General features: G+C 59.8%; 21 protein-coding genes. 12 read left to right on the top strand and 9 right to left on the bottom strand.

The genetic code is table 11. The annotated features are described in order from the left end of the window. Nucleotides 1–62: 62 nt before the first annotated feature. The gene (locus BK667_RS19480) at nucleotides 63–320 is read right to left on the bottom strand and encodes a glutaredoxin family protein (protein WP_123510309.1); all 258 of its coding nucleotides are present in this window, start codon (nucleotides 318–320) and stop codon (nucleotides 63–65) included. 208 nt (nucleotides 321–528) lie between these two features. On the opposite strand from BK667_RS19480, the gene BK667_RS19475 reads away from it, so the two are divergent. After that, complete coding sequence (locus tag BK667_RS19475) at nucleotides 529–2,241, top strand: cation:proton antiporter (RefSeq protein WP_123598593.1); 1,713 nt, start codon at nucleotides 529–531, stop codon at nucleotides 2,239–2,241. On the opposite strand, the gene BK667_RS19470 is transcribed toward BK667_RS19475, so the two are convergent. Beyond that, nucleotides 2,238–3,446: an ammonium transporter gene (locus BK667_RS19470; protein ID WP_123598592.1), complete on the bottom strand. Its 1,209-nt coding sequence runs from the start codon at nucleotides 3,444–3,446 to the stop codon at nucleotides 2,238–2,240. The genes BK667_RS19475 and BK667_RS19470 overlap by 4 nt on opposite strands. 306 nt (nucleotides 3,447–3,752) lie before the next feature. Between BK667_RS19470 and BK667_RS19465 the strand changes: the two genes are divergently transcribed. The 5 genes from BK667_RS19465 (at nucleotide 3,753) to BK667_RS19445 (ending at nucleotide 7,486) form a co-directional block, all read left to right on the top strand. Next, nucleotides 3,753–4,067 (top strand): ElaB/YgaM/YqjD family protein, encoded by a 315-nt coding sequence (locus BK667_RS19465; protein ID WP_123510303.1) that lies wholly within the window; start codon nucleotides 3,753–3,755, stop codon nucleotides 4,065–4,067. Between the two features lies 1 nt (nucleotide 4,068). Then, a complete protein-coding gene (locus tag BK667_RS19460) occupies nucleotides 4,069–4,458 on the top strand; it encodes a phage holin family protein (protein ID WP_123510301.1) in 390 nt (129 codons plus the stop codon). Continuing rightward, on the top strand, nucleotides 4,455–4,796 hold the full coding sequence (locus BK667_RS19455) for a hypothetical protein (RefSeq protein WP_123510299.1): 342 nt from the start codon (nucleotides 4,455–4,457) through the stop codon (nucleotides 4,794–4,796). Before BK667_RS19460 ends, BK667_RS19455 begins: the two co-directional genes overlap by 4 nt. A 126-nt stretch (nucleotides 4,797–4,922) precedes the next feature. Continuing rightward, nucleotides 4,923–6,086: an EAL domain-containing protein gene (locus tag BK667_RS19450; protein WP_123598591.1), complete on the top strand. Its 1,164-nt coding sequence runs from the start codon at nucleotides 4,923–4,925 to the stop codon at nucleotides 6,084–6,086. A gap of 68 nt (nucleotides 6,087–6,154) precedes the next feature. After that, entirely contained in the window at nucleotides 6,155–7,486 is a 1,332-nt protein-coding gene (locus BK667_RS19445) for a deoxyguanosinetriphosphate triphosphohydrolase (protein ID WP_123510296.1), read from the top strand. An 82-nt stretch (nucleotides 7,487–7,568) separates the two neighbouring features. Here BK667_RS19445 and BK667_RS19440 read toward each other — a convergent pair whose 3' ends face one another. After that, nucleotides 7,569–8,663, bottom strand: a complete 1,095-nt coding sequence (locus BK667_RS19440; RefSeq protein WP_123510294.1) for a Gfo/Idh/MocA family protein — start codon at nucleotides 8,661–8,663, stop codon at nucleotides 7,569–7,571. Between the two features lie 228 nt (nucleotides 8,664–8,891). On the opposite strand from BK667_RS19440, the gene BK667_RS19435 reads away from it, so the two are divergent. Then, entirely contained in the window at nucleotides 8,892–10,112 is a 1,221-nt protein-coding gene (locus BK667_RS19435) for an MFS transporter (protein ID WP_123598590.1), read from the top strand. A 1-nt stretch (nucleotide 10,113) separates the two neighbouring features. Here the strand turns inward: BK667_RS19435 and BK667_RS19430 are convergent, their stop codons facing one another. After that, nucleotides 10,114–11,001 (bottom strand): LysR family transcriptional regulator, encoded by an 888-nt coding sequence (locus tag BK667_RS19430; protein WP_123598642.1) that lies wholly within the window; start codon nucleotides 10,999–11,001, stop codon nucleotides 10,114–10,116. Between the two features lie 322 nt (nucleotides 11,002–11,323). On the opposite strand from BK667_RS19430, the gene BK667_RS19425 reads away from it, so the two are divergent. From BK667_RS19425 to BK667_RS19410, 4 genes are all read left to right on the top strand, one after another. After that, the gene (locus tag BK667_RS19425) at nucleotides 11,324–12,430 is read left to right on the top strand and encodes an alkene reductase (protein WP_123598589.1); all 1,107 of its coding nucleotides are present in this window, start codon (nucleotides 11,324–11,326) and stop codon (nucleotides 12,428–12,430) included. Nucleotides 12,431–12,796: 366 nt separating this feature from the next. Beyond that, nucleotides 12,797–13,423: a response regulator transcription factor gene (locus BK667_RS19420; protein ID WP_123510288.1), complete on the top strand. Its 627-nt coding sequence runs from the start codon at nucleotides 12,797–12,799 to the stop codon at nucleotides 13,421–13,423. Between the two features lie 8 nt (nucleotides 13,424–13,431). Next, nucleotides 13,432–17,088, top strand: a complete 3,657-nt coding sequence (locus BK667_RS19415; protein ID WP_123598588.1) for a transporter substrate-binding domain-containing protein — start codon at nucleotides 13,432–13,434, stop codon at nucleotides 17,086–17,088. A 48-nt stretch (nucleotides 17,089–17,136) separates the two neighbouring features. After that, complete coding sequence (locus tag BK667_RS19410) at nucleotides 17,137–20,082, top strand: HD domain-containing phosphohydrolase (protein WP_123598587.1); 2,946 nt, start codon at nucleotides 17,137–17,139, stop codon at nucleotides 20,080–20,082. 164 nt (nucleotides 20,083–20,246) lie between these two features. On the opposite strand, the gene msrC is transcribed toward BK667_RS19410, so the two are convergent. Both msrC and BK667_RS19395 read right to left on the bottom strand, forming a co-directional pair. Further along, nucleotides 20,247–20,729, bottom strand: coding sequence for a free L-methionine (R)-S-oxide reductase MsrC (msrC, locus tag BK667_RS19400; RefSeq protein WP_054052060.1), 483 nt, complete (start codon nucleotides 20,727–20,729; stop codon nucleotides 20,247–20,249). Next, nucleotides 20,726–21,616 carry an ATP-binding protein gene (locus BK667_RS19395; RefSeq protein ID WP_123510282.1) on the bottom strand — a complete coding sequence of 297 codons (891 nt, stop codon included), beginning with the start codon at nucleotides 21,614–21,616 and terminating at the stop codon, nucleotides 20,726–20,728. Before BK667_RS19395 ends, msrC begins: the two co-directional genes overlap by 4 nt. 154 nt (nucleotides 21,617–21,770) lie before the next feature. Between BK667_RS19395 and BK667_RS19390 the strand changes: the two genes are divergently transcribed. After that, entirely contained in the window at nucleotides 21,771–24,092 is a 2,322-nt protein-coding gene (locus BK667_RS19390) for a hybrid sensor histidine kinase/response regulator (RefSeq protein WP_123510280.1), read from the top strand. On the opposite strand, the gene BK667_RS19385 is transcribed toward BK667_RS19390, so the two are convergent. The 3 genes from BK667_RS19385 to msrB form a co-directional block, all read right to left on the bottom strand. Then, on the bottom strand, nucleotides 24,076–24,537 hold the full coding sequence (locus BK667_RS19385; protein WP_123598586.1) for a MarR family winged helix-turn-helix transcriptional regulator: 462 nt from the start codon (nucleotides 24,535–24,537) through the stop codon (nucleotides 24,076–24,078). The two genes, BK667_RS19390 and BK667_RS19385, sit on opposite strands and share 17 nt — an antisense overlap. Further along, nucleotides 24,534–25,019, bottom strand: a complete 486-nt coding sequence (locus tag BK667_RS19380; protein WP_123510276.1) for a glutathione peroxidase — start codon at nucleotides 25,017–25,019, stop codon at nucleotides 24,534–24,536. The genes BK667_RS19385 and BK667_RS19380 overlap by 4 nt, the downstream gene beginning before the upstream one ends. A gap of 199 nt (nucleotides 25,020–25,218) precedes the next feature. Next, nucleotides 25,219–25,614 (bottom strand): peptide-methionine (R)-S-oxide reductase MsrB, encoded by a 396-nt coding sequence (msrB, locus tag BK667_RS19375; protein WP_123598585.1) that lies wholly within the window; start codon nucleotides 25,612–25,614, stop codon nucleotides 25,219–25,221. Nucleotides 25,615–25,747 lie beyond the last annotated feature (133 nt).

Raw genomic sequence — 25,747 nt, 5'->3', positions numbered from 1 at the left:
AATAACTGTATGAACATACAGTAACCGAATAACCTGTTTTTCGCCAATGGATGAACATGTCGCTACGACAAGTGGGAATTCTCTAAGCCCAAGAATCTGACGACCAGCTCGGCGTCGAAGGGCCAATCCAGTTCAGCGCCGGTATCGAGGCGTCGCAGCACCGGGATACGCAGGCCGTAGTCTTCGACCCAATCCTCGTTTTCCGCGATATCCACCAATTCCACCATCAAACCGTGCTCGACCAAGGGCATCAGTTCGGCTTCGGCAATTTCACAGAGATGGCAACCCAGGGTTCCGAACAACTGACATTCAGGAGGCATGACAAACAGACCCGATAAAGTAGGGTTTCATTCTAGGCCCCGCTGCCATCAACCGTCGAGCCAACGCCCCCAGGGCCTGCGAACCAATTTCAAAAGGTTTCGGCAATTCCCTGACGCACATCATTTGCGCGCAATTGCGTTTGCGCGATGCTCTGGACTTTTTTTGCCTCTACGCTGGGGTAGTCCGAATCCTTCACCGGAGTTTTCAGTGTTTGCCAATCTGTTGATCATCCTCGCCTCCTCCCTGGTAGTCATCGCGCTGTTCCGTCGCCTGCGCTTGCCGCCGGTGCTGGGCTACCTCTGCGTGGGACTGATGGTCGGCCCGACGGCATTCAACTGGGTGAACGAAAGCGACGAACTGCCGGACCTTGCCGAACTGGGCGTGGTGTTTCTGCTGTTCTCCCTGGGACTGGAGTTTTCCCTGTCGAAAATGCTCGCGCTGCGCCGGGTGGTGTTCGGACTTGGCAGCCTGCAAGTGTTGATTTCCGGGCTGCTGTTGGGGATCTTGCTGATGCTGTTCGGCATGGCGGTCACCCCGGCCTTGTTGCTCGGCGCCGGTCTGGCGCTGTCGTCCACGGCCATCGTCAGCAAGGAGCTGGGCAGCCTGGGGGAGATTTTCAGCAGCCACGGCCAGAATGCCATCGGCGTGCTGTTGTTCCAGGACGTGGTAGCGGTGTTGCTGCTGACCTTGGTGCCGGTGTTCGCCGGCAGCAGCGATCAAGCCTGGTATTGGGCACTCCCCCTGACACTGGCCAAGACCGTTTTGCTGTTTGTAGGCCTGCTGCTCGCCAGTCGCTGGTTGCTGCCCCGGTTGTTCCATGAAGTCGCCGCGTCCCGTTCTGCGGAACTGTTCGTGCTGCTGGCGCTGGTGATTGTGCTGCTGACTGCTTGGTTGACGCATCTGCTTGGCCTCTCCCCTGCCCTCGGCGCGTTCCTCGCCGGGATGCTGCTGGGGGAAAGCCATTACCGGCATCAGATCGAGGCTGATATTCGGCCGTTCCGCGACATCCTGCTCGGGTTGTTTTTCGTCAGTATCGGCATGCTGATCGACTTGCAGTTGTTTGCCAGCCACGGCTTGCTGATCCTCGGCCTGACCCTAGGGTTGCTGCTGATCAAGGGCAGCGTGGTGGCCCTGCTGGTCAAATGGCGCGGCAGCGATGGCGAAACCGCGTGGCGCAGTGGTCTGGCGCTGGCCCAGGGCGGCGAGTTCTGCTTTGCCTTGATGGCGCAGATGCAGCAACACCAACTGATGCCCGCCGACCTTGGCGGCCTGCTGCTGGCCGCGACGTTCTGTTCGATGCTGGTCACGCCGCTGTTGCTGCGCGCCGCGCCACGCATTGCCGCGCGCCTGCACCGTAAACCCAACGAAGAAGCGAAGCTTGAAGAAATCAGCGCACTCAACGCCGGGCTGCACAGCCATGTGGTGATTTGCGGTTACGGTCGCGTGGGGCAGTCCATCGGACGGTTCCTGCACAATGCGCAGCAACCTTATATCGCCCTGGACAACGACCCCGTTCGGGTCCAGGAAGCGGCCGCCGGCGAAAGCAGCGTGCACTACGGCGACTCACGGCGCGGCGAGTTGCTGGCTGCCGTGGGGCTGGAACGAGCCCGGTTGCTGGTGATCGCCGTGGATCAGACGGATATTGCCTTGCTGATCCTGAAGGAAGCGCGTCGATACAACTCGAGCGTGCCGATCCTGGTGCGCACCCGGGACGACAGTCAGTGGGCCGAGTTGAAAGCGGCTGGCGCCAATGAAGTCGTACCGGAACTGTTGGAGTCGAGCCTGATGCTCGCCTCCCATGCGCTGATTATGCTCGGCTTGCCGGCGCATCAGGTTCAGGAGCGCGTCGATCAGGTCCGGCATGACCGCTACAGCCTGCTGCACCGGTTTTATCCCGGTGCTGAAGATGAAGAAAACTAGTCCTGGCTTACGGCGCCGATCTTGTGCACCGACAAATCCGCACCGTAATACTCTTCTTCCTGACTCAGGCGCAAACCATGGAATGCCTTGATCGTGCCATACACCGCAAAGCCGCCGGCCAGTGCCACGATCACACCCAGCGAGGTGCCGATCAACTGACTGATCAGGCTCACACCGCCCAGGCCGCCCAGCGCAGTCTGACCGAAAATGCCGCAAGCAATCCCGCCCCACACGCCACACAAACCATGCAAAGGCCACACACCGAGCACATCGTCGATATGCCATTTGCCTTGAGCGGCGGTAAAGCACCAGACGAACAATGCCCCGGCAATCGCACCGGTCACCAGCGCGCCCACCGGGTGCATCAGGTCGGAACCGGCGCAAATCGCCACCAGCCCGGCCAGCGGACCGTTATGCAGAAAGCCTGGGTCGTTGCGCCCGACGATCAACGCCGCCACAGTGCCGCCGACCATGGCCATCAGCGAATTCACTGCCACCAGCCCACTGACGCCCTGCAACGTCTGCGCGCTCATGACGTTAAAGCCGAACCAGCCGACGATCAGAATCCACGAACCCAGGGCCAGGAACGGAATGCTCGACGGCGCGAACGCCACCAGGCGACCATCGCGATAACGTCCGTTCCGGGGCCCCAGCAACAACACCGCCGCCAGCGCCAGCCAGCCGCCCATGGCGTGGACCACCACGGAGCCGGCGAAATCATGGAAGCTGGCGCCAAAGCGTTCCAGCAACCAGGCTTGCAAACCGAAGTTACCGTTCCAGACCATGCCCTCGAAAAACGGGTAGATGAACGCCACGATCAGCGCCGTCGCGCACAACTGCGGAACGAAGCGTGCACGTTCGGCGATGCCACCGGAAATAATCGCCGGGATCGCCGCGGCAAAGGTCAGCAGAAAGAAGAATTTCACCAGACCATAACCGTGATCGGCATTGATCACCGCCGCCGGGTGCATAAAAGTGACGCCGTAGGAAATCCAGTAGCCTATAAAGAAATACGCCAACGTCGAAATGGCGAAGTCGCTGAGGATCTTCGACAAGGCGTTGACCTGGTTCTTTTGTCGAACCGTACCGACTTCCAGAAACGCGAAACCGGCGTGCATGGCCAACACCATGACCGCACCGATCAAAATGAACAACGTATTGGAGCTATGGACCAGACTGTCCACAGCGCTTTGCAGATTTTCCATGGGGTTGGCAGACCTGAAGGCTAAAAAAGCACCAAAGCAGTTCGCGCAGGCCATCCATGCACCAAGTTGCGGCTTGTCGAAACCAACGCATTGATTCCAATGAACCGCTTTGGCGCACAAGGTCATCACCTTTGCGCGGGTTTTGATTATTTGAGTTATGGTTTTGCTCAAATCATGCCCAGCAACAGCGCAACGGCGCTGGCTGACGCACCATGACATAGCAAAAGTTGTACCAGTCATTTGTACTGAACCTTCGCCCAAGGCTCATACTCGAACGCATCAGAAGCCACTTACGGAGATCCACCCATGGCCAGCATCAAGGCAAAGACTGCTCAAGAAATCCTGCTGAACGATTTTCAAACCCTGGTCAGCGACACCGAACGGTTGCTGGAACACACCAAATCCATCGCCGGTGATCAGGCCGATGAATTGCGCGACCAGATCCACGACAGCCTGCTGCGAGCCCGGGAAACCTTGAAACTGACCGAAGACTCCCTGCGCCAGCGCGGTCAGGCGGCTGTCACCGCCACCGAAGATTACGTCCAGGCCAACCCATGGCAATCAGTCGGCATTGCCGCCGGCGTGGGCTTTCTGATTGGCCTGCTGGCCACACGGCGCTGATATGTCTATCGGCGAATCCGGCTCGTCCGCGACGGGCACAAGCGCTTCATCGCGGCGCCTGGGTGCCGCGTTTCTAGGGTTGCTGCACAGCCATGTCGAGTTGTTCGGCATCGAATTGCAGGAACAGAAAGCACGCACCGTCAGCCTGTTGCTGTTCGCAGGCCTGGCGCTGGTGTTTGCCTTGCTGTTGCTGGTGGGGTTGTCGACGCTGGTGATGATCCTGTTTTGGGACACCTATCGCCTGGCCGCGATCATCGGGCTTTGCGTGTTCTACACCCTGGCCGCGATTTTCTGCGGGATGCGCCTCAAAGCAGCCGTTTTCGATGAGTCCTCGCCCTTCCACGGTACTTTGGAAGAATTGGCCAACGACCGGGAGCGCCTGCTGCCATGAGCCTGCCTCAACTGCCTCACAACAGTTCGCGCACGGAAATGCGCAAAGCGCTGATCCGCCTGCGCATGGAAATGCATCGCCAGGAAATCCGCCAGGAATCCCGGCAATTGCTGCAACCCTTGCAGCGGGTGCGCGGGATGACGCAAAACCTGCAAGACGGTTTCGGCATCAAGCACGCCCCGCTCTGGGGCATGGCCGCCGTGACCCTGCTCGGTTTTCTGACCGGCAAGGGCGCCAAGAACGGTGGCGTCAGTAGCATCACGCGTCTGGTTCAACTGGGCACCAGCCTGGGGCCGCTGATCAAACTGGTGCTGCAGGGTTCCTCGCACAAACACTAAGCAGTCACTGGCTGGCTGCATTCTTGCAATACCACCGGGATGAACCTCTTTATCGAGGGGTTCAATCCTGCGTGCGTACCCGGCGCCAGGCACTCTCCAAAAACAAGACCTTACTAAGGAGGCCTCGTGATCGACGGGCAACCGCTCGCCTGCTTTCAGCCGTTTATCGATACCGCCACCGGGCGTATCGCGGGCGTCGAAGCATTGGGTCGACTGCGCCAGGCCGATGGGCAACTGACCTCCGTGGGGCCGCTGTTCGCCGACCCGCGAACACCCGCCATCGCCCTGCGTCGCCTCGACCGGCAGATACGCGATAACGCGTTGAGCCGTCTGCACGAAGCACCTTCGCAATGGTTCCTGAGCCTGAACATGTCGCCGCGCTGGATCAGCCGCTTGCGCCCGGATCAGGCCCTGCCGAGTCTCAAGCAACTGGCCAGGCATGGCGTCGATCCGCAACGCATCGTCTTCGAGATCACCGAACTGGGCGGCGACAGCCAGCGCCTGGCCGAAGTGGTGGCGCGCTACCGTCAGGCCGGCGCGCGAATCGCCATCGATGACTTCGGTGCCGGTTACTCGCAACTTGATCGGGTACTGGCCCTGCAACCGGACATTCTCAAGCTCGACATGCGCCTGTTTCAGGCCGCCGCCCTGGGCGGACCGAGCAGCGAAGTGGTCAAGGCCCTGGCCCTGATGGCCGAGAAAACCGGGTGCTGGATCATTGCCGAAGGGGTGGAAACCGAGGCCCAGTTGAATTTCGCCCTGGAGTGCGGTTCGCGTTATGTGCAGGGTTTTCTGTTCGCCCGGGCGCACACCGATTTCTTTGCCACCGATGCCTTCGTCGAACAGTTCGCGCAACTGCGTCAGCGCTACGTGCAGCGCAAGCTGATTGAACGCGGCCAGTTGATGGTCATGCGCCGGCAACTCAGCGAGCTGATGGCGATTCTGCAGGATTGGGCCCAGGCCCGTGCGCCGATCAGTGCATTGCCGCAACTGAATGCGTTTCCCTGGCTGTTGCGCTTCTACCAATGCGATCGCCACGGCACACAACTGACGCCCAATCTGGAATGGCGCAACAATGGCTGGGAGGCGGACAACCGCTACCTGGGCCACAACTGGTCGTGGCGCCCGTACTTCTATCACCTGCTGGCCGAGGGTTGGGATGAGCGTCGGCTAACCCTCTCCAACACCTACCGCGACGCCACCAGCAACCAGTATTGCCTGACGGCGGGACAGTTTTTCGACAACGGCGAACGCCTGCTGCTCATCGATATCGACGCCGCCGGGCTGTAGTTCTGCTTGCAGGTACTGAGGCGAGACAGGACACTGGGCCATCAGTCACTTGACGGAGAGAACCAGCCTTGGATTGGCAAACCCTGCTTACTCGCGAACGCCTCGGAAAGCCTGTGCACAGCCCGGAAGAACTCGGCCGCAGCCCTTTCCACAAAGACCATGACCGCATCATTTTCTCCGGTGCGTTCCGCCGCCTGGGGCGCAAGACCCAGGTGCATCCGGTGTCCAGCAACGATCATATCCACACGCGCCTGACCCACTCGCTGGAAGTCAGTTGCGTGGGCCGCTCCTTGGGCATGCGCGTCGGTGAAACCATCCGCAGCGCCCTGCCCGACTGGTGCGAACCGAGCGACCTGGGCATGGTCGTGCAATCGGCTTGCCTGGCCCATGACATCGGCAATCCACCGTTCGGTCACTCCGGCGAAGACGCGATCCGTCATTGGTTCCAGCAAGCCGCCGGGCGTGGCTGGCTGGATGGCATGAGCGAGGTTGAACGCAACGACTTCCTCAATTTCGAAGGCAATGCCCAAGGCTTTCGCGTGCTCACGCAGCTGGAATATCACCAGTTCGACGGCGGTACCCGTCTGACCTACGCCACCCTCGGCACGTATTTGAAATACCCCTGGACCGCCAAGCACGCCGACTCCTTGGGCTACAAAAAGCACAAGTTCGGCTGCTATCAGAGCGAATTGCCGCTGCTGGAGCAAATCGCGCACAAACTCGGCCTGCCGCAACTGGAAGAACAGCGCTGGGCCCGTCATCCGTTGGTGTACCTGATGGAAGCCGCCGATGACATCTGCTACGCGCTGATCGACCTTGAAGATGGCCTGGAGATGGACCTGCTGGAATACGCCGAAGTCGAGTCCCTGCTGCTGGACCTGGTGGGCGACGACATTCCGGAAACCTATCGCCTGCTCGGCCCGCAGGATTCCCGTCGACGCAAACTGGCGATCCTGCGCGGCAAAGCCATCGAACACCTGACCAACGCCGCCGCCCGCGCCTTTGTCGAGCAACAGGACGCGCTGCTGGCCGGCACGCTGCCCGGCGATCTGGTGGAACACATGCACGGCCCGGCCAAGCGTTGCGTGCTCAATGCCAAGGACATGGCGCGTAAAAAGATCTTCCAGGACAAGCGCAAGACGCTGCATGAAATCGGCGCCTACACCACCCTGGAAATCCTGCTCAACGCCTTCTGCGGCGCGGCGCTGGAACAGCACAACGGTCGCACGCCGTCGTTCAAGAGCCGTCGCGTACTCGACCTGCTGGGCAACAACGCGCCCGATCCCAATGGCCCGTTGCATACGTCATTCCTGCGCATGATTGATTTCATCGCCGGCATGACCGACAGCTATGCCAGCGAAATGGCTCAGGAAATGACTGGGCGCTCCGTTCACGGATAAGCCCCCTGGATCAGCCGAGTCGGATGCTGCCGACCGGCTGATTCAAGTGGCGCCGCGTAACGGGTAGCCGCCGTCAGGCGATTCAGCCAAGTGGCGACTGAACCCCGCTTTTTGCCGCATCCAGCAACTGATGCAAGCGCAGCGCATCCTTGAATGTCGCCGCCGCATGGGTGCCTTCGGCCACATCTTGGGCATACACGTGATACAACTCCGCCAGTTCCAGCACGGCTGAAGGCAACGAAGAGGCCGGCAGGCGCTGGTAACACTCAGGCAGCGGGAGCACTTGCAGCGCGAGGTTGTCGCCGTGGGCACCCTCAATCACGTAATCATCGCCGACATCACCAAAGGCTGAACGGTTGGTGATTTTCAGATCGCCCTGGTCGCCGGTGATATCGATCTGCACCCCCGAGCCGTTGCGCTTGCCGCCTTCGATGTGAATCGAAATGACCCCGCCACCTTCCAGCAAGCCACTGAGCACCAGTTGGTCGGGAGCGCTGCTTTCCAGCTCTTCGCCGGTTTCCTTGATGGTGATCCTGGGAAACTGATTGACCATCAACCCCGAGACACTGGTCGGCCAATCGGTGGCGGTGAAGAGCATGTCGAGAAAGTGCCCGGCGTAGATCGCGATCACGCTGGAGAAGTTTTCCTCGGGAGCGGTCCAGCGCAAGGCATTGGGGCGCAGGGCCTGGAAGTAATTCATGCTGACGTGCATCCGCACCGAACGCACTTTGCCGACGTAACCCTGTTGCAGCAGGTCTTGCAGGTAGCGGTTGTGCGGCGCATGGCGGCGTTGCAAGCCGACGATATGCCGCACGCCGGCCTCTTGTGCCAGTCGCAGCAGATTCTCGGAGTCAGCCGTGGTGGTGGTCAGCGGCCATTCGCAATACACATCTTTGCCGGCGGCGATGGCCGCGCGCACGGTTTTTTCGTGTTGAGGTGCGGTGTTGAGGACCAGCACGAGGTCGACGTCGGGGTTGTTGACCAGCCCGTCGACGGAGTCCGCCACTTGCGTGATGCCGTATTCACCGGCGGCCGCTTCGGCACGTTCACGATGTTCGCTGTACACCGCTTGCAAGTGAAATTGCGGCAGCAGATCAAGCACGCGCAGGTGACCGTGGCGGGCCCAATTGCCGACGCCGATGATGCCGACGCGTATCGGGGAGTGTGGGGTTGTCATGGCGAAGTCCTCGTTAGGTGATGGTTGACGGGGACAAGTCTAGGGAGCGCGACCTTCGGGAAAAACCGGCCAAAGGGCCGAACACTGCGGACACGGACGGCGCTAATCCTCCGGCCAGAGCGGTTTGATTATGGAGTGATTGATCCACAGTGATCGGACCCACAGCCCGTTTTTCCCGAGGGAGGAGATCCCTAGCATGGCGCCACTCATTACTGTGGAGCTTTCCCCATGCACGACTTACAGGCTTTACCGGCAACGGCTGCGTTGACGCAGGAGGCGTCTTCTTCCTGGCGCGATTGGCTGTCGGTGTACTCGGTGGCGCTTGGCGCCTTTGCGTTCGTTACCACTGAATATTTGCCGGTCGGCGTCCTGCCGCAAATCGCCAACAGCTTGAACATCACCGACGGCGTGGCGGGGTTGATGGTGACCGTGCCGGGCGTTGTCGCGGCAGTGTCGGCGCCGGCGATCATGCTCGGCGCCGGGCGGATGAATCGGCGGCACCTGCTGCTGTTGTTGACGGTGTTGTTGGTGGTTTCGAATCTGCTGTCGGCCGTGGCGCCAACCCTGGCGATCATGCTGCTCGGCCGCGGGTTATTGGGTGTGGCGCTGGGTGGTTTCTGGGCGGTGGCGATTGCAGCCGCCGGACGTCTGGTCAGCGAATCGAAAGCGGCGAAAGCGACGGCATTGATCTTTGCCGGGATCACCCTGGCGACGGTGTTTGGTGTGCCATTCGGGACCTTTGTCAGCACCTTGTTTTCGTGGCGCCTGTCGTTCGCGGTGACCGCGGGATTAGCCTTGTTGGCGTTGGCTGCGCAGGCATTGACCTTGCCCTCGCTGCCCTCCAGGGAGGGTCTGAAGATGCGCGCGTTGTTGGCGTTTCTCTCACGCAGCAATGCTCGACGCAGCATGCTGTTGTTAGGCACGGTGGTGGCGGCGCACTTCTCGGCGTACACCTACATTGCGCCGTTCCTTGGGCATGACGCCGGTTTCTCGCCGAGCGCGATCACCGCGATTCTGCTCGGGTTTGGCCTGGTCGGCATGCTGGCGAATTTCGCCATGGCCGGGACCATCACCACCCACCTGCGTGCCTCCCTGGGCGCGGTGATAGTGCTGATGGTGATTGCACAATTGGCCTTGCCGCAGTTGCAAGGATGGGGGGTAACCTTGGCGGTACTGGTGTGGGGCATTGCTTACGGCGCCATTCCGCTCGGTGTCAGCAGTTGGATGCAACTGACTTCACCGCAACTGCCTGAGGCCAGTTCCGCCATGCTGGTGACCACATTCCAGGTGGCAATTGCCTCGGGTTCGCTGTTCGGCGGTTTGATGGTCGATCACGCTGGCGTGGGTTCGGCGCTGTGGCTGGGCGCCGGCATCGGTTTGCTCGGGTTGGCGGTGATGCTCAGTTTCGGCATTAGCAAAGCCCCGATTGCCGAGGCCCTGCAACGCTGATTCAAACCTTCAAGATGTTGTCTTTGAAAAAATCGATCAACACTCGCAGCCTGGGTGCCGTCTGCTTCGACGCAGGCCAGAGCATCCACAGGTTGCCGGTGTGGTCGGTGTAATCCGCCAGCACCACCTTCAGCCGGCCATCGGCCAACGGCTGACGGATTGAAAAATCCGGCAGGCAGGCAATCCCCACCCCGTCTATCGCCAGGTACGTCAGCGGATCCATCGTGGTGCAGGTCAATGCCCGCGCAAGGTTCGGCTCGATGTGCGTGTCATCCACCCGCAGCGGCCAGCGCTCGATCATCCCGGTGGCCGGAAACTTGTGCAGCAGGCAGGTGTGACGGATCAAATCGTCCGGATGTACAGGTTCGCCATTGCGTTCCAGGTACGCCGGCGACGCCACCAACTGCAACTGATAGCCACCGAGTTTGCGCGCCATCAGCCGCGAATCTTGCGGCGCACCCGTGCGGATCACCGCATCGAACCCCTCCTCGATCACGTCCACCATGCGGTCGGACATGTCCACGTCCAACTCGATGCCTGGATAGGCACGCATGAACCCGGCCAGCACCGGCATGATCAGCACATTCTGAATCGGCACGCTGATCCGCACCTTGCCACGCGGTGTGGCGGACAGCTCCAGCAGCTCCATTTCCGCCGCTTCCACTTCACTGATGATGCGTTTGCAACGGTCCAGAAACAGCTCGCCTTCAGTGGTCAGGGTGACGCTGCGGGTGCTGCGATGGAACAGGCGCACGCCGAGACGCTCTTCCATGCGCGCCACGCTTTTGCCAACGGCCGAGGACGAGATTTCCAGCAGGCGCCCGGCTTCGGTAAAGCTGCGAGTCTCGGCCACCTGGATAAAGGCCGTGATACCGCTGAGGTTGTCCATCATGGCAGGTGTGCTCGAGGCTGAAGGTGGGTTAACGCAGAGTAGAGACGGGTGGCGGGTTTGCAAAGGAGGAAAACGGTCGCGGTTTGTCAGTACGACCGAGTCCCCGTCTTCGTGAGCAAGCTCAATCCCTCAAATCAATCCACATGATCGCCAGCATTACAGCCGAAAAGTCCGAAGTGTTGGGAAGCTCGGCCCGTTTATCCACCCGGGGAAATCGCATTAACTAACTCCAGGCGCCCCAACCCCGAAAGTCCACAGGACTATCGACCCGGGCAGATATTCAACCGTTCTTCCCTTTACTCTTCAGATCGAGGCAATCATGTCCAAACTTCACTCCCCGGTTAAAGTCGGCCCATTCACCTTCGCCCACCGTGTCGTACTGGCACCGCTGACCCGCATGCGTGCCGAAGAGGGCGCTCGTCCTGGCGACCTGATGGCCGAGTACTACGCCCAGCGCACTTCCGAAGGTGGTTTCCTGATCAGTGAGGCCACCATCGCCGCGCCAAACGGCAATGGCTATCTCGGCGCACCCGGCCTGTTCGACGACAGCCAGATCGCTGGCTGGAAACACATCACTGACACCGTGCACGCCAAGGGCGGCAAGATCTTCCTGCAGCTTTATCATGCGGGTCGCCAATCCAATGTCGACGTACAGCCTGCGGACAGCCTTCCGGTCGGCCCATCGGAAGTCCTGCACGGCGGCGTCGCTTACACCACCGAAGGCTGGGTTCCCAACACCCCGAACCGCGCCCTGACCCTCGAAGAGATTGCAGGCCTGGTAGAAAGCTTCCGCAGCGCTGCCGAACGCGGCGTGAAAGCCGGTTTTGACGGCGTGGAACTGCATGGCGCCAACGGTTATCTGGTCGATCAGTTCCTGCAGGACAACAGCAACAAGCGCACCGACAGTTACGGCGGCTCGTTCGAAAACCGTGCACGCTTTCTGCTGGAAGTTACCCATGCGCTGATTTCAGTGTGGGGCAGTGATCGCGTGGCGGTACGTATCGGCCCAAACGGCACCTGGGGTGACATGGGCGACAGCGATCCGGAAGGCCTGTTTACCTACGTAGCGCAACAACTGGCGCCACTGAACCTGGCTTACCTGCACCTGATCGAGCCGCGCATCCTGGGCAATATCGAGGACGAAAATGCCAACCCTGCCCCCGTAGCTGCCCAGTTGATGCGCAAACACTACAAAGGCGTGATCATCGCTGCCGGTGGCTTCAACGGTGAAAATGCAGAAGCCATTCTTCAAGCGGGTGACGCCGATCTGGTGGCCTTCGGTCGCCACTTCATCGCCAACCCGGACTTGCCGGAACGCCTGCGTCATAACCTGCCGCTGAACGCCTACGACCGTCCAACCTTCTTTGGCGGGACCGAAGTGGGCTATACCGACTACGCGTTCTATAAAGAAGAAGCGACTGCGTAAACCTTCACGCCTTCAACCAGCAGGCAGGAGCGTCAGGCACCAGTGTTCAGACTACGTCAATGCTCTGAATCGCTCCGCCTGACGCATTTTCCCCGCCCCTTTCTTTCCCGGTATTGAGCCCCCTCAACTTCCCCCTTACAACTAATCAAATACAGTATGTAACTTTCACTGTGAGCATCATCGCTTTCTGATTACGACATCAGAACTTTCACATCCCTCATTCAAACCCTAGTTGGTACGTAGTCCCATTCTTTTTAATTTGTAGGAATTGTCCTATATCACTGCTATTCACCCGTCCGTTCATGCGCCCTCCCAATTAACTGAGCTAAGGTGCGCGCTTTATTCGTGCACGTATGGGACTTGATTATGAACTCCGTTTTTATTGTCGACGATCACCCCGTCATCCGTCTGGCTGTCCGGATGCTGCTGGAGCATGAGGGTTATAAAGTCGTGGGCGAAACCGATAATGGGGTCGATGCCATGCAGATGGTTCGTGAATGCATGCCGGACTTGATCATTCTCGACATCAGCATCCCCAAACTCGACGGACTGGAAGTTCTCGCTCGTTTCAATGCAATGAGCACCCCCCTGAAAACACTGGTGCTAACGGCACAATGCCCAACCCTGTTCGGTATTCGCTGCATGCAATCCGGCGCCTCGGGGTACGTGTGCAAACAGGAAGATCTCAGTGAACTGATGAGCGCCATCAAGGCCGTGCTGTCGGGCTACAACTACTTCCCTAGCCAGGCCTTGAACCCGGTACGTCCGGACGACGTGCGCTACGCCGAACTTGAATTGTTCAAGTCGGTGAATGACCGGGAACTGATGGTGTTGCAACTTTTCGCGCAAGGGCGAACTAACAAGGAAATCGCGAAGGGTATGTTCCTGAGCAACAAGACTGTCAGCACTTACAAAAAACGACTCATGCAAAAACTCAAGGCCAAATCCCTGGTAGCGCTTATCGAGATGGCAAAACGTAACGCGTTAGTGTGAGAGACAGGATGCCCAGTCGCCTAAAGGACTATCTAATAATATTGAGCGCAGGTTTATGCCTGAGCACTTCAGTGTCCGCAGCCACCACTGCCGTCGAGAACTACACCCTGCTCAGCCGCTCGACGGTCGGGCATCTGGAAGTCCAACTGGATAAACCGCAACGGCAATGGGCTCATAACAAACGCGAACTGATAGTGGGCACATCGGCCCCGGACTACCCACCTTTTGACCTGACTGTCAGCGGCCGCGACTATGAAGGCTTCACGGCTGACTATGCCGGGATCCTCGGCCAGGCCATGGGCTTGCCGGTCAAGGTCCTTCGCTTCGGCACCCGCCACGCCGCCATCGAGGCGCTGGAAAAGGGTGAGGTCGACCTGCTCGGCACCGCCAATGGATTCGAAGCACGCAATGCCGACATTGAGCTGTCCGTGCCCTACGCCGTGGATCAACCGGTCCTGGTGACACGGGAGGGAGAAACCCGATCGCTGGCCGATGGCCTTGCCGGGTTGCGACTGAGCATGGTGTATCACTATTTACCGCGAGAGGAAGTGCAGGCGCTGTACCCGAAAGCGATCATCACCGACTACCCCTCTTATCAGAATGCAATCAACGCGGTGGCCTTCGATCAGGCTGACGTCTTTCTCGGCGACACCATTTCCGCCCACTACATGATCAACAAGGGTTACCTGAACAACATCCGCATGGCCAATTTCGGTAAACACGAGGCCTACGGCTTCAGTTTTGCGGTGCACAAGAACAACCCGGAGCTGCTGCAGATCGTCAACGCGATACTCAAGGCCATCCCCACCAGCGAACGGGAAAACATCGCCAAGCGCTGGAGTGTCGGCAGCGACATTCTTCTCACCGATCACAAGCTGCAACTGACTGACCGTGAACAACGCTGGCTGGAGCAACACCCGGTGGTGCGCGTCGTGGTCAACGAGGCGTTTGCGCCGTTGACGTTTTTCGACAGCGACGGCAATTTTCGCGGCGTCACCGCCGACCTTCTCGAACTGATCCGATTGCGCACCGGTTTGCGTTTCGACATCCAGCGCAACCGCGGCGACGATCAGATGATCGCGCTGGTCAAAGACAATCAGGCCGATTTGATCGCCGCACTACTCCCTACGCCCCAACGGGAAGCCCAGCTGAATTTCAGCCGTCCTTACCTGGAAAACTCCTTTGTACTGCTGACGCGTAAATCCGCCGACAGCGCGACAAATCTTTCGCAGCTGCAGGACAAACGCCTGGCTATCGCCCAGGGCAATCCCCTGGTGGACTACCTGCGAAGTGAGTTTCCACGGATTCACCTGATTGAAACGCCAGACACCTTTCACGCCGTGGAATTGCTCGCGGAAGGCCAGGTGGAAGGCGCCGTCAATTCGCTGGTCATCGCCAATTACTTCATTTCCTCGCGTATCTTCGAACACAAACTGCAAATCAGCACCACCATCGGCACCCAGCAAGCGGCGTTCTCCCTGGCCACGGCGCGGGGTGCCACGGAACTGAGTTCCATCATCGACAAAGCGCTGTTGAGCATTGCCCCGGAAGAACTGGGTGTCATCAACAGCCGCTGGCGTGGCTACTCGGCAGCCTCGGAAAAAACCTGGAACAACTTTCACCGGGTGTTCTATCAGATCGTGTTCGGTGCCAGCCTGCTGTTAGTGATTTCCATGGCCTGGAATGCGTGGATGCGGCGCCAGATCAATCAGCGCAAGGCCGCCGAGCGTGCGCTGAGCGATCAGTTCGAATTCATGCGCTCGCTGGTCAACGGCACGCCACACCCGATTTATGTACGTGACCGCCAGGGGTTGCTGCAAAGCTGCAACGATAGTTACCTGGAGGTTTTCCAGGCGAAACGCGAAGAGGTGATCGGCAAATGCGTCATGCCGGGCAGCATGAACAATGCCTTCGAAGCCCAGGAATATCAGGCGGACTATCAGCGCGTCGTGGCAGAAGGTACGCCGTTGATCGTCGACCGCCCGCTGCACATCGGTGGTCGTCGACTGACGATTTATCACTGGATCCTGCCCTACCGTGATTCCAGTGGCGAAGTGCAAGGCATCATCGGCGGCTGGATCGACATCAGTGAACGGCGGCAACTGTTCGATAAGCTGCGGGCGGCCAAAGAGCAGGCCGATGAAGCGAACCGGGCCAAAAGCACCTTCCTGGCGACCATGAGCCACGAAATCCGCACGCCGATGAACGCGGTGATCGGCATGCTTGAGCTGACCCTCAAACGCATGGATCAAGGGCATCAGCATCGCTCGTCCATCGAAACCGCGTACAGCTCGGCAAAAGACTTGCTGGAGTTGATCGGCGACATTCTCGACATCGCCCGGATCGAATCCGGGCGCCTGAGCCTGAGCCCCGAACGGGTCAACCCGAGGGAAATCGTGGCCTCGGTGATGCGGATTTTCGATGGCCTGGCCCGGCAGAAGAATCTTCGCCTGCTGCTGACGTTCAACCCGCCCCAGCCACCCGTCGATGTGATGCTCGACCCGTTGCGCTTCAAACAGGTGCTGTCGAATCTGGTCAGCAATGCCATCAAGTTTACGGAACAGGGCGAGGTCAGGATTACGGTCGAGTTGCTGCCGGGTGATGAGCCCGAGCGTACGCGGATGCAGGTGCAGGTCAGGGACAGCGGGGTCGGTATCAGCGAAGCGGATCAGCAGCGCCTGTTCGAACCGTTTGCCCAGGCTGACAATTCCGGGCAGTTGGCCAGGTGCGGTGCGGGGCTCGGCCTGGTGATCAGTCGACACTTGTGCGAAATGATGGGGGGCAGCCTGCAACTGAGCAGTCAGTTGGGGGTCGGCACTCAGGTCAGCCTTTCATTGCACCTGCCAACGCTGCCGCCGCAACAGGTGCCGGACCGGGTTGAAGCACCGATCCTCACCACCCGGGCGCCCTTGAATGTGCTGGTGGTCGACGATCATCCCGCCAACCGTTTGCTCATGTGCCAACAGCTGGAATACCTGGGGCATCGGTTTACCGGTGCCAGTGATGGCCAGGCTGGACTGGACGCCTGGAAGAACGAGCCCTTCGATCTGGTGGTGGTTGATTGCAATATGCCCATCATGAATGGCTACGACCTGGCTCGTTTCATCCGCGAGCATGAACGGCAAGAACAACGCCCGCCCTGCACCGTGCTGGGGTTTACCGCCAATGCGCAACCCGAAGAAATACAACGCTGCAAGCACGCCGGGATGAACGATTGCCTGTTCAAACCCCTGAGCCTGATGGCGTTGAGTCAGTGGGTTGAAGGCATCAAGCCTACCGTCCGTGACCAGCCGTTCAACCTGCAAGGGCTGGACCTGTTGACGGGCGGCAACCCGGAGCTGGCCCAACGGCTGATGGCCGAGCTGCTGAGCAGCAACCGACTGGATCGCCAGGAGTTGCTGGCCTTATCCCGAGTAGAACCCCTATTCGAAAACCGCCAGGCCCTGCTCGACGTCGCGCACAAAATCAAAGGCGCGGCGCGCATCGCCCAGGCCTCCCGAGTGATCGATTGTTGCCAGGCGCTCGAAAACGTCTGCCATGACCCGGCGCCTTCGGATGAGGTCGCTAAATGCATCCACGCCATGGACCTGGCGATGCTCGAACTGGAGCGCGCGCTGCAGCAACAGATTGGCCTGAACGCCAACAGCAAAATGGCGGAGCCTTAACTATGCTTGGACGCTGAGCAGTGCGTTAACCACTATGGAGAGACCGTAATGCCCAGCCCACTGCGCGCGGATCAACGCCGGTTTCCCCTGCACGTCCATATCAGCGTCATGTTCACCTTCCTGTTGTTGCTGACCGGTGTGGTGCTGGGCATTTTCAATTACCAGCAGACCACGCAGATCATTCTGTCCAGCAGTGAAAAGCTGTTCAATCGCATCGAGCAGGACGTACGCCTGGACCTGCAATCCACTTACGAGCCGATTCGTCACCTGCTCAGCCTGTTGGCCGACATGCCGGCCACCCAGGCCCCGGAACTTGAGCAGCGTCTGGCGTTGCTCAAGCCGTTCAGCCAATCGCTCAAGGACAACCCCAACCTGGCCTCGCTGTACCTGGGCTACGGCAATGGCGATTTCTTCATGGTCCGGCCGCTGCGCACCGACACCCTCAGGACGCTGCTCAAGGCGCCGGATGCGGCGGCCTATCAGGTGTGGAGCATCGAACGCCATGGCAGTGGCGATCAGGTCGTCTCCCGGTTCCTGTTCTACGATCAGGCCCTGAATCTCATCAGCCGCCAGGACGTTGCCGATGAAACCTACGATCCGCGGATCCGCGACTGGTTTACCAGCGCTCGGCAGGACACGGACCAGATCACCACCGAACCCTACATTTTTTTCTCCACCCATAACGTCGGCACCACACTGGCCCGGCGCAGCGGCGACACTGCGGTGATGGGCGCCGACCTGACCCTGGCCGAGCTCTCCTCGACCCTGGCCAAACACGTCGTCACGCCCAGCACCGAGATCGCACTGTTCGATGCCGAGGGCAATGCGATTGCCTATCCCGACAGCCGCAAACTGATCATCGATGACCAGACCGCCCGCCTGAGCAAAGCCGCGGACTTGAGCCCCAGCCTCGGCGCCCTGCTCGCCAGCCCGCCGGCGGGCAATCGCCTGGACGTCGCCGGCCGGCAGTGGATCGTCGCCCGCAGTCACATGCAGGAGGGCGGCCCCCAGGGTTTGCAAATGGCACTGCTGGTGCCCGAGGATGAATTGCTCGTCGATGCCTACCGCATGCGCTGGCAAGGGGCGCTGATTACCCTGACCACCTTGCTGTTGTGCCTGCCGGTGGGTTGGCTGACGTCGCGGATCCTGGTCAAGCCCTTGCGTGCGCTGGTGAGGGAAGCCGATGCCATTCGCAGTTTCGATTTCAACTTTCCCGTCAGTCGTCACTCCCCGGTCCTGGAAGTCGATCAGTTGCGCGTATCAATGGCGCGGATGAAGGACACCCTCGGGAGTTTTTTCCAGATCACCGACAGCCTGTGTGCCGAGACCCGCTTCGCCCCTTTGCTGCAACGCGTGCTGTTTGAAACCGTGAAAATCGCCCAGGCCCAGGCCGGCCTGATCTACCTGCGCGAAACTGACGGCGATCGCATCGAGCCCCATGGCCTGGTGATCAACGGCACGTCCCAATCCCTGCCGTCGTTCGATATTCGAGGACACGAGCTGCAGAACCCGCAGAACCCGTCGTGGCTGCAACAACTGGCGACGGCCGACAATGTGGTCACCAGTCTCGGTTTCGAACAGGCCGGGGATTTGCACAAGGTCTTGCTCGCCATGGAGAGCCCGCGAGTGCACCTGATCGGCCTTCGGCTGCGCAACCGGCACAACGAAACCGTCGGCTTGCTGATTCTGCTGCTGGCCGACAGTGGCAGCCAAAGCGACCTGGAAAAACTTCGCCCGGATCGCATCGCGTTTCTTCAAGCGGTGTCCGGCGCCGCGGCGGTGAGTATCGAAAGCCAGCGTTTGCAGGCCAAGCAAAAACAACTGCTGGATTCGTTCATTCAACTGCTCGCCGGCGCGATCGATGCCAAGAGCCCTTACACCGGCGGCCATTGCCAGCGAGTGCCGGCGCTGACCTTGATGCTCGCCCAAGCGGCAGCGGCCAGCCAGGCCCCGGCGTTCAGCGGCTACCAACCAACCGAAGATGAGTGGGAAGCCCTGCACATTGCCGCCTGGCTCCACGATTGCGGCAAGGTCACCACGCCCGAATATGTGGTCGACAAGGCCACCAAACTGGAAACCCTGAACGATCGCATCCACGAAATCCGCACCCGTTTCGAAGTCCTCAAGCGTGATGCCTGGATCAACTATTGGCAGGCCATGGCCCTGGGCGGCGACGAACAACATCTTGCCGAACTGCGCAACGCCAACCTGGCGGGCCTGGACGATGACTTCGCCTTTATCGCCCGTTGCAATCTGGGCGGCGAGGCGATGGCCGAGGCCGACCTCGCGCGCCTGAACCTGATCGCCCAACGGACCTGGACCCGAACCCTGGATGATCGCCTGGGGGTTTCCTGGGAAGAGAACCGTCGCCAGTCGCGCACCCCTGCACCGACGCTGCCGGTCAGTGAACCACTGCTGGCGGACAAGCCCGAGCATCTGCTGGAACGCGCCGAAGGTGAACTGATCCCGGCCGACAATCCCTGGGGCTTCAAGCTCGATGTGCCGCACTACAAATACAATCGCGGCGAGCTCTACAACCTAAGCATTACCCGAGGCACCCTGACTCGCGAAGAGCGCTACATCATCAATCACCACATGGTGCAGACGATCCTGATGCTCAGCCATCTGCCGTTCCCCGGCCACCTCAACAACGTGGCGGAAATCGCCGGCGGCCATCACGAAAAAATGGACGGCACCGGTTATCCCAAGCAGTTGAAGCGCGAAGACATGAGCTTGCCGGCGCGGATGATGGCGATTGCCGATATTTTCGAAGCGCTGACCGCGGCCGATCGCCCCTACAAGAAAGCCAAGTCCTTGAGCGAAGCGCTGGGCATCATGGCCACGATGTGCCGTGACGCCCATATCGATCCCGAATTGTTCGGGCTGTTTATCAACGAACAGATTTACCGGCAATACGCCGAGCAATTCCTCGATCCGAAACAGATCGACGCCGTGGACCCGGCGAGCCTGCTGGCCAAGGCAGGCTTGAGCTAACGACAGTCAACTCAAGCTTTGAACACCACACCCCCTGTGGGAGCGAGCTTGCTCGCGATAGCGGACTCACTGGTAATACATGTGTTGAATGTAAGGCCGCCATCGCGAGCAAGCTCGCTCCCACAGGAATGCATTTCACCTGACAGGCAATTTTGAAAGGATGATCAGCAATCCGTCAAACGCAGGAAGATCGCCGCCAATTGCTCGATGCCCGCCTGATCGTCAGCGGTAAAACGCGCCAGTTTCGGGCTGTCCAGGTCCAGCACGCCGATCAGTCGACCGTCCTTGACCAGTGGCACCACCAGTTCGCTGTTCGACGCGCTGTCGCAAGCGATATGCCCGGGGAACGCGTGCACATCTTCGACCAACTGCGTTTGCAAAGTGGCCGCAGCCGCCCCGCACACACCGCGACCGAACGGAATCCGCACACAGGCGATTTGCCCCTGGAACGGGCCAAGCACCAGCTCTTCGTTGCGATTGAGGTAGAAACCGGCCCAGTTCAGGTCATCGAGCTGGTTGAACAGAAACGCGGAAAACTGCGCGGCGTTGGCGATGAAGTCCCGCTCGTCCGCCAGCAAGGATTCCAGTTGTGCGTGCAGCATGCCGTAGCCTTCAAGGCCTTGGCCGCTTTGTTGTAAATCGATCATGCCTTGTGCTCCAGCAGCTTCAGTCCAACCCAATAACGCGCAAATTGATAAGCGCAACGTCCATTGCGATTTCCCCGGCCAGTGGCCCAACGGACCGCGAGGATATCCAGCTCTTCGCTGCGCTGCCAGGCAAGGCCGGCCTTGTCGGCCAGTTGCCCGATCCAGTGCTCGACCACATTAAGGAAGTGCTCCTGCGTAAACGGATAGAACGACAGCCACAGACCGAAACGATCCGACAGCGCGATCTTGTCTTCCACCGCTTCGCTGGGATGCAATTCGCCGTCGACGCGCTTCCAGTTTTCGTTATCGCTTTCTTTTTCCGGCACCAGGTGGCGGCGGTTGGACGTGGCGTACAGCAGCACGTTGTCCGGCGCTTGTTCAAGGGAGCCGTCGAGCACACTCTTGAGCACCCGGTAATCGCCTTCGCCGGACTCGAACGACAGGTCATCGCAGAACAGCACGAAACGCTGGGGCAATTTGGCAATCTGTTCGACGATACGCGGCAGGTCCGCCAGGTGATCACGCTCGATTTCGATCAGGCGCAACCCGGCCTCGTGATGTTCGGCCAGCAACGCACGAACCAGCGACGATTTACCGGTGCCACGCGAACCCCAGAGCAACGCGTGGTTGGCTGGCATGCCGTCGATAAATTGTTGGGTGTTGCGCCCCAGTTGTTCCACCTGGCGGTCGACACCGATCAGGTCGGTCAAACGGGTATCGAGGCTGACTTGCAGCGGCAGCAGAAAACCGCTGCGGCCCTCACGCTGCCAGCGCGCGGCCAGGCAATGGACCCAGTCAATGGTTTGCCGAGGTGCCGGCAGCAAGGGTTCGATACGGGCCAGAACGGCATCGGCGCGTTCAAGAAAAGCATTCAATCGGGAATCCACGTCTTCTCCTCGGGCACGTTTCACAGTAATGATGGCGATACAGCAACTTACAACAACCCGCCCCCTCGAATAAGGGTGACGTGGGAACATCGGTATCCATGCATGATCGACTATGCTTGAGCAGCGAAGGGAAACGGAAGTGGTTCAACACCCCATGGATATCAAGTTCACTCACCGGCTGTCATACAAGCAAGCCCGGCTCACTGTGCTGGTCGGTTTCATACTGGGCACATTGCTCAGTCTGGTGCAAATAGGCATCGATTATGCCAGCGAAGACGCCTCCATCAACCGTGAAATCCTGTCTTTGCTGGAAATCAGCCATAACCCGGCCTCACGTATCGCCTACAACATCGATGCCGAGCTGGCCCAGGAATTGACCATGGGCCTGTTGCGTTCGCCGGCCATCATCAGCGCGCAATTGACCGATAACAACAATACGGTACTGGCCAGCGTCAAACGCCAGGGCCTGCAAAGCGGTTACCGGGTGATCAGCGACTTCCTGTTCGGCGCCAACCGAAAGTTCGAAGACCGGCTCTACCTCGACCACTTGCCCGACGAATCCCTCGGCACCTTGCAGCTAGAGGTGGACACCTATTCCTTCGGCAACCGCTTCCTGCGCCGGGCCGAAGTGACCTTGCTCAACGGTTTCGCCCGCAGCCTGATCCTGACCGGCATTCTCCTGGCGCTGTTTTACGTGATGCTGACCAAACCGCTGGTGCGGGTCATCCGCGAACTCAGCGGCCGCGATCCGCGCAGTGCCGAACCGACGTGGCTGGAGTACCCGGCGGGGCATGAAAACGATGAAATCGGTGTACTGGTCAAAGTGGCCAATCAACAGTTCGAAAACATCGCCACCGAAATCCAGCAACGGCGCAACGCGGAAAACCGCCTGACCGATTACCTCGGGCAACTGGAAAATATCGTCTCGGCGCGCACGGCTGAACTCAAGGCGATCAACTCCCGGCTCAGTCAATCCAACGAGGAACTGGAAGCCGCCCGCCGGACCGCCCTGGACATGGCCGAAGCGCGCTCGGCGTTCCTGGCCAACATGAGTCACGAAATCCGCACACCGCTCAACGGCCTGCTGGGGATGATCGCGCTCTCGCTCGACGGCCCGCTCAATGCCGAGCAACAGCAACAGCTGTCCATCGCCCATGACTCGGGCAAAGTCCTGGTGGAATTGCTCAACGATATTCTCGACCTGTCGAAATTCGACGCCGGGCAGCTGGAGCTCGAACACATCCCGTTCGACCTCGGCTCGCTGATCGAGGACACCGCCAACCTGTTGTCGCAGAACGCCGCTCCCAGCGTTGAACTGGCCTGCCTGATCGATCCGCAGTTTCCGGCCCTGGTGCTGGGCGACCCGACCCGGGTCCGGCAGATTGTCAGCAACTTGCTGTCCAACGCCCTCAAGTTCACCCGCTTCGGGCGAGTCGATGTGCGGCTTTCAACCTTTGAAGACGGCGTGCGCATCGAGGTGTGCGACACCGGCATCGGGATCGCCCAGGACGCGCAGGTGAAAATCTTCCAGCCGTTCACCCAGGCTGGCGCCGGTATTACCCGACAATTCGGCGGTACCGGGTTGGGTCTGGCCCTGACGTACAACCTCTGCGAAGCCATGCAAGGTCGGCTGACGATCAGTTCCGAAGCCGGATTCGGCAGTCAGTTCTGCGCTGACCTGCCACTGCCCTGCCACACCCGCGCCATTGCGCCCCCGCCGTTGCAAGGCAAGGTCATCGCGATTACGTCGGCCAGCAGTGGCCTGGCGGAACTCCTGAAAAGCCTGCTGCCGTTATGGGGGCTGGATTATCAGCAGCGCTCGATTGAAGACTCGATGCTTGGCCTGGAACCCGATGTCTTGATCACCGACTGCCCGGAATGCCTGTTCGGCCTGCGCCCCACACTCACGGCGCCGATTCTGCTGGTGACGGCCTACGGCAGTTTCATGCCCAGCGAAGAAGCCGCCGCCCTGGCGCCGTTGCAGCAACAGGCCCGGCCATTGGCACGCAACGCGCTGTACCAGACCCTGCGCCGAGTGTTGCAGCCGGACATCGCCACGACCAACGACGCACAACTCGACACCCTCACCCCGCAACGTCGCGGTCGGGTGCTGCTGGTGGAGGACAACCCGGTCAATCAATTGGTGGCCAAGGGCATGCTCGGCAAACTCGGCTGCGAGGTGATTGTCGCCGCCCACGGCGCCGAAGCCCTGGATCAACTTGAGCTGAGTGAATTCGATCTGGTGCTGATGGATTGCAACATGCCGGTGATGGACGGCTACGAGGCCAGTCGGCATATCCGTCGCAGTGGGCGTTGGCCGCAGTTGCCGATCGTCGCACTGACCGCCAACGCCATGTCCGAAGAACGCGAACGCTGCCGCGTGGCGGGCATGAGCGACTACCTGGCCAAACCCTTTCGCCGTGAAGAACTGGCCGCCCTGCTCGACTTGTGGATACCGACTACGACAGCGCTTTGATCTGCCCCAACAGTTGATCGAGGCCCTCGCGCAGTTCATTCAGGCGATTCAGATCAACACCGCTGTCGCACAACAGGCGCGCCTTGAGCGGCCCGACCTGCTCGCGCAGGGCAAGGCCTGCGGCCGACAGGCTCAGGTGCACCTCACGCTCATCCCGCGCCGAACGCTGGCGCTGAACCAGTTGCAGTTGTTCAAGGCGCTTGAGCAACGGCGTGAGGGTGCCGGAATCCAGCGCCAGGCGTTCGCCCAGGGCCTTGACGGTCGGCTGCTCCGGCGCCTCTTCCTGCCATTCCCACAACACCAGCATCGCCAGGTACTGCGGGTAGGTCAGGCCGAGTTGATCGAGCATCGGCTTATAGCCACGAATCACCGCCCGGGAAGCGGCATACAGCTTGAAACACAGCTGGCTGTCGAGTTTCAGGGAATCGGCGGACACGGTGTTCATTTCAGCAGGGCTTCGATCTCGGCGGTCAAGTCCTGAGGCTTGGTCGCCGGGGCGAAGCGCTTGACCAACTGGCCGTCTTTGCCGATCAGGAACTTGGTGAAGTTCCACTTGATGCCTTGTGAACCCAGCAGGCCCGGCGCGCGTTTTTTTAGTTGGACGAACAGTGGATGGGCGTCGGAACCGTTAACGTCGATCTTCTTGAACAGCGGGAAGCTGACACCGAAGTTCAACTCGCAGAACTCGGAAATCGCCCCTTCGTTGCCAGGCTCCTGCTTGCCGAACTGGTTGCAGGGAAAGCCGAGCACCACCAGACCTTGATCCTTGTAGGTCTGCCACAGTTCTTCGAGACCTTTGTACTGCGGGGTGAAACCGCATTTGCTGGCGGTATTGACCACCAGCACGGCTTTGCCGGCGAAGTCGGACAGGGTTTTTTGCTCACCCTTGATGGTGGTAACCGGGATGCTCAGCAGGTTGTCGCTCATGGTTTGGGCTCCAAATGAAGGAAGAAGCTTTGAACATAGCGAGCAATTGAATTGTGTGCAATTTAATAAATCAATAAAACACCCGCCAATCCCTGTAGGAGCGAAGCTTGCTCGCGAAGACGTCTTAACATTCAACAATGATGTTGACTGATTCGATGCCTTCGCGAGCAAGCTTCGCTCCTACAGGGGGGATTCGCGTTTACGAGCGGGGAACCAGGTCCAGGCACACGGAGTTGATGCAGTAACGCAAACCGGTCGGTGGCGGACCGTCCGGGAACACGTGGCCCAAGTGGGCGTCGCACTTGGCGCAGACCACTTCGGTGCGGATCATGCCGTGGCTGGCGTCACGGATCTCGACCATCGCACTCTCGCCGATCGGCGCATAGAAGCTCGGCCAGCCGCAGCCGGAATCAAACTTGGTCTTGGAATCGAACAACGGCTCGTTGCAGCAGACACAGTGGTAAACGCCGTCGGTCTTGGTGTCGTTGTACTTGCCGGAGAATGGCCGTTCGGTGCCCTTGAGGCGACAAACGTTGTACTGCTCTGGATCAAGCATCGCCTTCCATTCTTCCAGGGGTTTATCCAACTTTTCCATCGTCACACCTCAGCAGCTGAAAAAGCCCGATCTGTACCTTTTCCACGGATCGGGCGGCACGTATGATTGCGCCTCGTCAAACGCCAGTCTGGCAGCCAGACCCCGCGCATTCAAACGGATTATGAGTGTCGCC

Source organism: Pseudomonas frederiksbergensis (genome assembly GCF_003732705.1).
GTDB classification, from domain to species: domain Bacteria; phylum Pseudomonadota; class Gammaproteobacteria; order Pseudomonadales; family Pseudomonadaceae; genus Aquipseudomonas; species Aquipseudomonas frederiksbergensis_F.
Note: the sequence above shows the minus strand (reverse complement) of the source record. Positions and strands in the feature narration are given on the sequence as shown.